This is a genomic window from Streptomyces kebangsaanensis, assembly GCF_001906585.1.
GTDB classification, from domain to species: Bacteria; Actinomycetota; Actinomycetes; order Streptomycetales; family Streptomycetaceae; genus Streptomyces; species Streptomyces kebangsaanensis.
Genome location: NZ_JUJA01000088.1, coordinates 16323 through 26097, shown reverse-complemented (window position 1 = coordinate 26097; position 9775 = coordinate 16323). Strand labels below are relative to the sequence as shown.

Here is a 9775-nt window from a genome sequence, read left to right as displayed (position 1 = left end):
CCCGCCCGCAAGGGCCGGGACCGGGCCGTCGCCGTGTGCGCGCGGTGCGCGGTGCGCGCACCGGCCGTGTCCGGTCAGCGGATGGCGGTGGGTTCCGGGAGGGGGAGTTCCGCCCAGATGACCTTGCCCCGGGGCGAGTAGCGGGTGCCCCAGCGCTCGGTCGTCCGGGAGACCAGGAACAGGCCGCGGCCGCCCTCCTCGGTCGTGGCGGCGTAGCGCAGGTGCGGCGAGGTGCTGGTGCCGTCGGAGACCTCGCAGATCAGGGTGCGGTCGTGGATCAGGCGGACGTGGATCGGNGCAGCCGTGGCGGATGGCGTTGGTGACGAGTTCGCTCAGGACGAGTTCCACGCTGAAGCCGAGCTCCGACAGGCCCCACTCGTCGAGCTTGCCGGTGGCGGCGAGGCGTATCCCGGCGACGGCGGCCGGGTCGGGCGGTACGTCCCAGTCGGCGACCCGGTCGGACGGCAGCGCGCGGGTGCGGGCGATGAGCAGGGCGACGTCGTCCTTGGGCCGCGACGGCAGCAGCGCGTCCAGCACGGCCCGGCAGCTCTGCTCCGGCGGCCGGTCGGGGTGACCGGCGAGGGCCTGGCGCAGCAGTTCCATGCCGACGTCCAGGTCGCGCCTGCGGTCCTCGACGAGGCCGTCGGTGTAGAGGACGAGCTGGGTGCCCTCGGCGAGCTCGAACTCGGCCGTCCTGAAGGGCATGCCGCCCAGGCCCAGGGGCGGCCCGTGCGGCAGGTCGGGGAAGGTGACGCCGCCGTCGGGGGCGACCAGGGCGGGCGCCAGGTGGCCCGCGCGTGCCATGGCGCAGCGGCGGGTCACGGGGTCGTAGATCGCGTACAGGCAGGTGGCTCCGACGACGGCCGCGGCGGCGTCCGTACAGGCCTCGTCCTGGTCGATCCTGCCGACCAGGTCGTCCAGGTGGCTCAGCAGCTCGTCGGGCGGCATGTCGAGGGTGGAGAAGTTGTGCACCGCGGTCCGCAGCCGGCCCATCGTGGCGGCGGCGTGCAGGCCGTGCCCGACCACGTCGCCGACGACGAGCGCCACCCGGCCGCCCGGCAGCGGGATCACGTCGAACCAGTCGCCGCTGACGCCCGACTGGGCGGGCAGGTAGCGGTAGCCGACCTCCAGGGCACTCTGCTCGGGCAGGGCCCGGGGCAGCAGGCTGCGCTGGAGGGTGACCGCCAGCGCGTGCTCACGGGCGTAGCGGCGGGCGTTGTCGATGCTGACCGCGGCCCGGGCGACCAGCTCCTCGGCCAGGGACAGCTCCTCCTCGTCGAACGGACCGTGCTCCTTGGAGCGCCAGAAGTTGGCCACGCCCAGCACGACTCCGCGGGCCCGGATCGGGGCCGAGATGAGCGAGTGGATGCCGTAGTCCACGATCGCCGCGGCGCGCTCCGGGTCCTGCGCGCGCCAGCCCGACGCGGAGGACAGGTCCGTCACCAGCTCCAGGTGCCCGGTGCCGTAGCCGCGCGCCTGGGGCGTGGAGGGGAGGAAGTCGATCAGCCGGCCCTTCTCGTACAGCGGCGGGTCGTCCTGGACTCCGCGCACGGCGATGCGGCGCATGCCGGTCGCCGTGGTGGCCGGCTCCTCGCCGCGCAGGACGCCGTCGGCGAGGTCCACGGAGACGAAGTCGGCGAAGCGGGGGACGGCGACCTGGGCGAGCTCGTCGGCGGTGCGGGCCGCGTCGAGGGTGGTGCCGATGGCCAGTCCGGCGTCGTAGAGCAGTTCGAGCCGCTCCCGGGCGACCTCGGCCCGGCCGGAGAGGGCCTGCAGTTCGGTGGAGTCGCGCAGCGTCACCACCGTGCCCCTGGGGCCGCCGTCGCGGTCCGTGGGCCGCTGGTTGACCGCCAGCAGGCGGGCTCCGGCGAGGTGCACCTCGTCGGTGGCCACCCTCCCGGAGGCGAGCAGGTCGACCGTGCCGGACTCCAGCCCCGGCAGCTGCGTCACCGGCCTGCCCTCGGCGTCCGGCGGCAGGTCCAGCAGCCGCCTGGCCTCGTCGTTCGCCAGCAGCAGCCGTCCGTCGTCACCGATGATGAGCACGCCTTCGCGCACGGAGTGCAGCACCGCGTCGTGGTGGTCGTACATGCGGCGCATCTCGTCCGGCGCGAGGCTGTGGGTCTGCCGGCGCAGCCGCCTGCCCACCAGTGCCGTCACCCCGGTGGCCAGGCCGAGCGCCGCCGTCCCGCCGGCCAGGATGACCGGTATCTGCCGGTCCACCTCGCTGGTCACGTTCTTGACCTTCATCCCGGCGGAGACCAGGGCGACCACGTGTCCGCCGGTGTCCCTGACCGGAACGGTGGCCTGGACCTCCTGGCCGAGCGGCCCCTGGACGCTTTCGGTGTGGACCCTCCCGGCGAGCGACGGCCCGATGGTGCCGACGAAGCGTTTGCCGATGCGGTCGGGCAGGGGGTGGGTGTAGCGGACGCCCTGGGTGTCCATGACGACGATGAAGTCGACCCCCGCCGACGTGCGCCCCGCCTCGGTGAGCGGCTGGAGCACTTCCGATGGGGCGGGCGCCCGCAGCGCCGTCCGGATGCCCGGGGAGTGCGCGAAGGTCTGCGCGACGGCGAGGGAACGGCGCTCGGCCTCGGCGTTGGTGTCCCGCTGCGACTGCAGCATCAGGGCGAGGACGGCGGAGGCTACCAGCAGAACCACCAGCGCCACCTGCAGAACGAACACCTGTCCGGCGACGCTTCGCGGGCTCTTTCCCACCAGCGAGCGCCACGATATGCGCCGAAGGCGGGTGAAAGGGTCAACCATCCGGCCTTTTTAGCATCAACCTCCCCGAATCGTCACGACTTGGTTGACTGATCGATCAGATGGAGCCCTTCCTCGAGGGCTGCGCGGCGCCGAAAGGGCCCTCGGCCGCGAAGGCCAGGGCGGCGAAGCGTTCACCGATACGGCGGTGGGTCCCGGCGTCCGGGTGCAGTTCGTCCGGCAGCGGCAGCTCGGCGTAGTCGGCCTCGCCGTAGAGGGCACGGCCGTCGAGGTGGTGCAGGTGGGGGTCCTCGGCCGCGCGCTGCCGGACGATCCGGGCCAGCTCGTCCCGGACGACGGCGAGGGTCAGTCCGCCGCTCGCCCGGGCCGCGGGGTCGCCCGCGGCCCGGAACCGCAGCCGCCCGGCGCCGAGGGCGGTGAGGTCCGGCAGGCTGGGGCCGGGTGTGTCCTCGTGGATGGGGCAGTGCAGGGGCGAGACGACCAGGAGAGGCGTGGTGGGCCGGCCCTCGCGGATGGTGTCCAGGAAGCCGTGGACCGCGGGGGTGAAGGCGCGCAGGCGCATCAGGTCGGTGTTGACCAGGTTGATGCCGATCTTGAGGCTGATCAGGTCGGCGGGGGGGTCGCGCACGGCGCGGGCGGTGAACGGGTCGAGCAGGGCGCCGCCGCCCAGCCCCAGGTTGATCAGGTCCACGCCGGCCAGAGAGGCGGCCAGGGCGGGCCAGGTGGTGCTCGGGCCGTCCGCGTCGGAGCCGTGGCTGATCGAACTGCCGTGGTGCAGCCACACCCTGCGGCCCCGGTCCGGCACGGGCTCGACGGGGGCGTCGGTGCGCAGGGCGACGAGTTCGGTGGTCTCGTTGTGCGGGAGCCAGATCTCGACGTCCTTGACGGTGCCGGGCAGGCCGGTGAAGCGGAGGGTGCCCACCGGGCCGGTCCGGTGCCCGGTGGTGCCGGTGGCCATGTCGACGGTCAGGGTGCTGCCGCCCGCCACACTGCCCCGGGCGGCCAGACGTCCGTCGACGAGCAGGTCGTACACCCCGTCCGGGCGGGGCGGGGCGCCGACGTAGTGGCGCTTGGTGGGCAGGGTGTCCAGTTCGACGGCGGTGGCCCGGGTGCGCAGCGCCAGCCGTACACCGGAGGGCTGGGACTCCGCCATGGCGAGCTGCGCGTCGGCGCACTGGGCGCGGGCCCGGGCGGGCAGCCGGTGCGGCAGGAGGCCGTGAGCGGTGCGCTCCAGGTCGAGGGCGCCGCGCAGGAGGCCGGCGGTGATGGGCGTGGTGATCCAGTCGTATTCGGTGTTCATGCTCTCAGCCGGTCGATGGGGGGATTGGGGTCCGTCCGGCCGTTCCCGCCGGTCCCGCGGGGTTCAGGCCGGGGGCCAGTCGCGCAGCGTCGCGTCGAGGCGGTCGAGGATCCACTCCCAGGTCTCCTGCGGGTCGGGGGCGCTGTGGCTGAAGCCGCCGGCCAGCTCGAGGCCGACGTAGCCGTGGAAGACGCTGCCCAGCAGGCGGACGGCGTGCGTCTGGTCCGGCTCGGTCAGGTCGTAGCCGCGCAGGATCGCGCGGGTCATCTGCGCGTGTCTGCCCCCGGCGCTCGCGGCCGCCGCCTCGGGGTCGAGCCGGAGCCGCGCCGCGGCGTAGCGGCCGGGATGTTCGCGGGCGTAGTCGCGGTAGACGTCGGCGAAGGCGATCAGGGCGTCCCGGCCGGCCCGTCCGGCCAGCGCGTCGGCGGCCCGGTCGGCGAGTTCCTCCAGAGCGAGCAGGGCGATCCTGGTCCGGAGGTCCTGGGAGTTCTTCAGGTGCGAGTACAGACTCGCGACCTTGACGTCGAACCGTCTGGCGAGCGCCGAGACGGTCACCTGGTCGAAGCCGACCTCGTCGGCCAGCTCCGCCCCGGCCCTGACCAGGCGTTCGGTGGTCAGCCCCGCTCGCGCCACGCCGTCTCCCTCCGTGAGTTCTCGTGCCCCTGAAGCCATTCAATACTTACCTAATCACATTAGGCAAATAACGTCACTGTTTAACCTGGCGAGAATCTTCTGCATTGGCATGGACCTGACTACCCGGTCTGGCTAAGCTGCTCCCCGAACCGGATGAGAGCGCTCTCAGGTCGCGGTTGTTCCACCCCCACCTTGTCTGGAACGACGAAGGGCACCTCCTGTGAGACGCACCCGACTCCTCCGCGTCGCCGTGGCCGCGCTCGTACTGCTCGGCGGCTGGACCGCGGCGGGCACCCTGCCGGCCACAGCGGCCACCTCCGCCACCGCACCCTCCACCTCCCCCGGACTGCTGCGGGCGATGCAGCGGGACCTGGGACTCTCCGCGCCCCGGGCTCAGGCCCGGCTGGCGGCGGAACGCACCGCCACGGCCGTGGAACCGAAGGCCCGGAAGGCCGCGGGATCCGCCTGGGGCGGCTCGTGGTTCGACGCCGGGGCCGGACGGCTGACCGTGGCCGTCACCTCCGGCGCCCCCGCCTCGACCCTGCGCGCCGTACGGTCCACCGGCGCCGCCGTCCGCACCGTCGAGCACAGCGCGCGGCAGCTCGACGCGGTCAAGGCACGCCTGGACCACTCCCCCGCGCCCCGGGGCGTGAGCGCCTGGCGGGTCGACCCGGCCGCCAACACGGTGGTCGTGGACGTCGTCCGCGCCGAGCGTTCCGACAACGATGTCCAGCGCTTCCTCGCCCGGGCCCGCGAGGCCGGCCCGGTCACCGTCCGCACGGTCTCCTCGGCGCCGCGGACCTTCGCGGCCGGAACGGTCGGCGGCGACCCGTACTACACCGGCAACGCCCGCTGTTCCATAGGCTTCTCGGTGTACGGCGGCTTCGTCACCGCCGGGCACTGCGGCCGGCCGGGCGCGGGGGTGAGCGGCTGGGACGGCTCCTACATCGGCACCTTCCAGGGCTCCTCGTTCCCCGGCGACGACTACGCCTGGGTCAGCGTCGGCAGCGGCTGGTGGACGGTCCCGGTGGTCCTCGGCTGGGGCACCGTCCCGGACCAGCTGGTACGCGGTTCCGCGGAGGCGCCCGTGGGCGCCTCGGTCTGCCGCTCCGGCTCGACGACGCACTGGCACTGCGGCACCGTGCTGGCGAAGAACGAGACGGTCAACTACAGCCAGGGCGCGGTGCACCAGCTGACGAAGACCAGTGTCTGCGCCGAACCGGGCGACTCCGGTGGCTCCTTCATCAGCGGTGACCAGGCCCAGGGCGTCACCTCCGGGGGCTGGGGCAACTGCTCCGGCGGCGGCGAGACCTGGTTCCAGCCGGTCAACGAGATCCTCAACCGCTACGGTCTGACCCTGCACACGGCCTGACCCGCCGATCCCGGGGGTTCCGGCCGGCCCGGCCGGAACCCCCTCGCGCACGGGCGTCGTACGCGGTCAGGGTGCGGCCACGCGTCGGCCCACGTGCCGGGCGAGGCGGGTCGCGGTGTACGCGGTGCCGGCGACGAAGCGCATCATCGGCCCGAACATCGGGGCGGCGAGCGATCCGGCGAAGTACAGGCCGGGCACCGAGGACTCGAACCCCGGGCCCAGACGCGGCGCCCTCGAGCCGGGCACGTGCCGCAGCGCACGGCGTGTCTCCGGCGACAGGAAGGGAACGGCGTCCAGGTCGAGCCGGTATCCGGTGGCGGCCAGCACGTGGTCGACGTCGAGGACCTCCGCACGGCCGGCCGGCCCGGCGACGGTCAGCCGTACGGCGGACCCGGCCGCCTCGGCCCGTACGACGCGGCGCGATGTGCGCACCGGTACGACGCCCTCGACCCGGTCCCGCAGCCACCACCCGCCCGAGGGCCGCAGCGCGCGCCGGAACAACAGCAGCCGGGCCGCCGGGGGCAGGCGCCGCACTCCGCCGGGCGCCCGGCAGACCGCGGCCAGGACCCAGCCGGTGCCCAGGGGCGAACGGGGCCTGCCGATCCGCCGTGCCCGGGACCGGGCCGGATCCGGTGTCGTCCCCCACAGCACGCTTTCCTCCCGGACCAGCACCTGCGCCCGGGCGCCGGCCTCGTGCAGCAGCGCGGCGCTCTCCAGGGCGGACTGGCCGCCGCCGATCACGGCGATGCGCCGGCCGGCGTACCGGGACAGGTCGGTGTGCTGGCTGGTGTGGGACACCAGGGCTTCGACGCCCGGACCCGAGGGTGCGAGCCGCCGCAACTCATCGGGTACGTGGGCCAGTCCGTTCAGGCCGGTGGCCACGACCACGGCACCGGCCGCGAGTTCACGGCCGTCGTCCAGCCGTACGGCGAAACCCGGGCCGGACGGGGCCAGACGGACGGCCGTCACCCGCGTCGGCTCCGCCTCACCGACGTACTGCTTCTGGAACCACTGCCCGTAGCGCACGAACACCTCGCACGGGATCGGCGTCAGCTCGGTCAGCTCCGGCTCGCCGTGCACCCGGAGGAAGTCCGCCAGCCGCCCGCCGGGCTCCGGCGCGGACAGGTCGACGGCGTCGGGCGTCGACTTCAGGAACATCCCGGTCGCCATGGCGTGTCGCCAGCTGCCCATGACCTCCCCGAACACACGCACCGGGACCCCCGCGCCCCGCAGGTGCGCGGCGACCGACAGCCCGTACGGCCCGGCGCCGATCACCACGACCGGAAGCGCCCGGGTCCCCGTGAACGCCCCCTCACCCGCAGGCCGTCGTCCTGGAAGCGACTGCGTCATGCATCCCCCCGTCGGTCCGCTCGCCGCCTTCCCCAAGGCGGCGTGACACTCCGGGATGGGCACGCCGGCACAGCGCCGCCGTGCTCGTCCCCCCTCCGCCGCTCAGTGTTACCCATGGGCCGGTGCCTGAATGCGACATGGAAACACGTTGCCAAAAATTGGTCGGGTCGTTCACCCGCCGACGCCCGTCGTCCGGGCGGACGACGGGCGTCGGCGGGTCCGGACATCCGGACCTAGTGCCGCAACAGGCAACGTTCGCCCCGTCGCGACGCCCGGCACGCTCCCCCAAGCTCTTCGAGCAGGGGGGACCCCCACTCGCCGCACCGCCCGAAAGCCCAAGTACATCCAGTACGAGGACTTCCGGCCGGCACTCCCCCAAGCTCTTCGAGCAGGGGGGACCCCCAGAGCACGCACCGGACGCCGCTCCTTGACGGGCAAACGTTGCCTGCCGCGGCACTAGTGGTCCGTGGCGGCCGGGGAGCCGACCGCGGGTGGTGCGGTCATCAGCTTCCCGAACAAGGCCATGCAGGTGGAACAGTGCCCAGCCCGCTGTGCACTCGCGCCGTCGACGTGCTGACTGAGTGTCTGGCCGCACAGGGTGGTGGTCGTGTGCTTGGCCATGACGTGCCAGACCAGTGCTCCGCCGGGTTTCTCGACTCCTGCACACATCTCATACATGATCGGCTCCACTCCCTCGATGGACGCCTCTCTCGCTCCAGGAGACACCGAGTGGGCCGTTCGCACGCAGCCACGGACGGCCATTCAGGTGAAAAATTCCGCCGGGGAGCGGGTCTCGGCCGTCGGGTCCGGCGTCACCGCTCCGCGTCGTCGCGCAGGGCGACACGGGCGACGATGCGCTTGCCCACCGGTTCCCGCCGCACCTCGAAGCGCTCCACGACGGCCATCACGATCTCCAGGCCGTGCTGCCCCACCCGGCCGGGGTCGGCGGCCCGCGCCACCGGCAGCACCGGATCGCTGTCCCAGACCGCGACGTCCACGGCCTCGCCGACGACCCGCAGATCCATCAGGATGGGACCGGAGGCGTACTTGCGGGCGTTGGTGACCAGCTCACTGACCACCAGCTGGGTCACGTCCATGGCCCGGTCCGAGACCGCCGGCCCGTGCCCCGCCCGCACCCGGGTCAGAAAATCGGCCGCGAGACAGCGGGCCTCGGCGATGCACGCGCTGCCCCCGTCGAAGGCGGCCTCCACGCGCATCACTTCAGTGCCCGACACCGATTCCCCGCCACCGAGGAGGACGGATTCCATCCCAACCGCCTTCACCACCCTGTTCACGGGCTGCGCATACCCCTCTTCCCGCCGGGCACGCCTCCCGAATTCATGTCAGCTGCGTCACACCGGCGTCGGTGGAGGACACGGCGTTCGCACCGTGAACCGCCCATCCCGTCGCACAGCGTCGCCGGAGGCCGTTTTTCACTACCGGCAGTAACATGATCAACTCTGACGCAGGCGTTCCCTACTGCCGAGTAGGGTCCACCGCGCCGTCAGCCACCCCCTGCGAAGGATCCTCATGCCGTCTCCGGATGATGCTCTGCAGCAAGCGCGTTCCGACTACGAACAGCACATGCGGACATGCCGTCAGTGTCATGCGCACGCCGTGCAGTGCGCCTTGGCCAAGCACCTCCTGCGCGTCTACAACAACGCCCGAAGGGGCCTCGCCCACAGCAGCAAGTGACATGACGGAGGGGCGGTGGCAGGACCGGTTCCACGGTCCTGCCACCGCCCTCTTTCACGGCTTTTCACGGCCTGCGGTACGTCATGTACGTCACACGGCGCCGCGCCTGATCCGGCGGAGCAGGACGAATCCCGCGACCACGAGCACCGCTCCGGCGGCCGCCGGCCACAACTGGGCTCCGGTCTCGGCGAGGTTGCCGCCCCTGACGGCCTGGGGTTCGGTCTGCGCGCCCGCGGCCTGGTCGTTGCCACCGGGAACCGGCGTCTGGGTGGGCGTGCCCACCTCGCCGCCGCTCGCGGACGCGGTACCCGTGGTGTTCTCCGCGGCCGGACGGGAGACGTCGGCCTTGGGCTCCACGGCGCCGGGGGGCGTGGACGCGCCGCCGCGCGCCGGCTCCTCGACCGGTGCGCCGGCCGTGGGCTTCGCCGACTGCTCCCCGTCCGCCTCGCGACCCTTGCCGTCCCGGCCGCCCTTGCCGTCCTTGTTGTCCTTGCCGCCCGCGCCGTCGTCCCCTCCGGCCGGTGCCTCGGCGTCCCGGGTCGGCCCGTCCTGGGGGTCCTGCGGCTGCTGCGGCTGCTCACCGGGTTCGGAGCCCTGATCGGCCCCGGAACCGCATTGCCTGCCGCTGTTGACGCAGTCGACCACCTGACGCATCAGGTCCTCGTCGAAGACGTTGATGAAGTCGCCGTGGTCGGTGACCGGCT

Annotated in this window: 6 protein-coding genes and 3 pseudogenes; 1 reads left to right on the top strand and 8 read right to left on the bottom strand. The window is 73.2% G+C overall.

Annotation, left to right across the window (positions count from 1 at the left end; genetic code table 11):
- Positions 1 to 74: 74 nt before the first annotated feature.
- The 4 genes and pseudogenes from RH94_RS43230 to RH94_RS13130 form a co-directional block, all read right to left on the bottom strand.
- A pseudogene (locus RH94_RS43230) lies at positions 75 to 296 on the bottom strand (ATP-binding protein); the annotation flags it as partial.
- A gap of 1 nt (position 297) precedes the next feature.
- Positions 298 to 2763: pseudogene (locus RH94_RS13140) on the bottom strand (SpoIIE family protein phosphatase); the annotation flags it as partial.
- 55 nt (positions 2764 to 2818) lie between these two features.
- Complete coding sequence (locus RH94_RS13135) at positions 2819 to 4021, bottom strand: SGNH/GDSL hydrolase family protein (protein ID WP_073947785.1); 1203 nt, start codon at positions 4019 to 4021, stop codon at positions 2819 to 2821.
- Positions 4022 to 4084: 63 nt separating this feature from the next.
- On the bottom strand, positions 4085 to 4654 hold the full coding sequence (locus tag RH94_RS13130) for a TetR/AcrR family transcriptional regulator (RefSeq protein WP_073947784.1): 570 nt from the start codon (positions 4652 to 4654) through the stop codon (positions 4085 to 4087).
- 220 nt (positions 4655 to 4874) lie between these two features.
- Between RH94_RS13130 and RH94_RS13125 the strand changes: the two genes are divergently transcribed.
- Positions 4875 to 6026, top strand: coding sequence for a S1 family peptidase (locus tag RH94_RS13125; RefSeq protein ID WP_073947783.1), 1152 nt, complete (start codon positions 4875 to 4877; stop codon positions 6024 to 6026).
- A 66-nt stretch (positions 6027 to 6092) separates the two neighbouring features.
- Here the strand turns inward: RH94_RS13125 and RH94_RS13120 are convergent, their stop codons facing one another.
- The 4 genes and pseudogenes from RH94_RS13120 to RH94_RS43225 form a co-directional block, all read right to left on the bottom strand.
- The gene (locus RH94_RS13120) at positions 6093 to 7301 is read right to left on the bottom strand and encodes an FAD-dependent oxidoreductase (protein ID WP_073947858.1); all 1209 of its coding nucleotides are present in this window, start codon (positions 7299 to 7301) and stop codon (positions 6093 to 6095) included.
- Positions 7302 to 7832: 531 nt separating this feature from the next.
- A complete protein-coding gene (locus RH94_RS13115) occupies positions 7833 to 8054 on the bottom strand; it encodes a hypothetical protein (RefSeq protein ID WP_073947857.1) in 222 nt (73 codons plus the stop codon).
- A gap of 134 nt (positions 8055 to 8188) precedes the next feature.
- A complete protein-coding gene (locus RH94_RS13110; protein ID WP_073947782.1) occupies positions 8189 to 8644 on the bottom strand; it encodes an ATP-binding protein in 456 nt (151 codons plus the stop codon).
- Between the two features lie 517 nt (positions 8645 to 9161).
- A pseudogene (locus RH94_RS43225) lies at positions 9162 to 9775 on the bottom strand (DUF1996 domain-containing protein); the annotation flags it as partial.

Coding starts and splice junctions, on each gene's coding strand:
- RH94_RS13135 (WP_073947785.1), bottom strand. CDS start 4,021: ATGAACACCGAATACGACTGGATCACCACGCCCATCACCGCCGGCCTC.
- RH94_RS13115 (WP_073947857.1), bottom strand. CDS start 8,054: ATGTATGAGATGTGTGCAGGAGTCGAGAAACCCGGCGGAGCACTGGTC.
- RH94_RS13110 (WP_073947782.1), bottom strand. CDS start 8,644: ATGGAATCCGTCCTCCTCGGTGGCGGGGAATCGGTGTCGGGCACTGAA.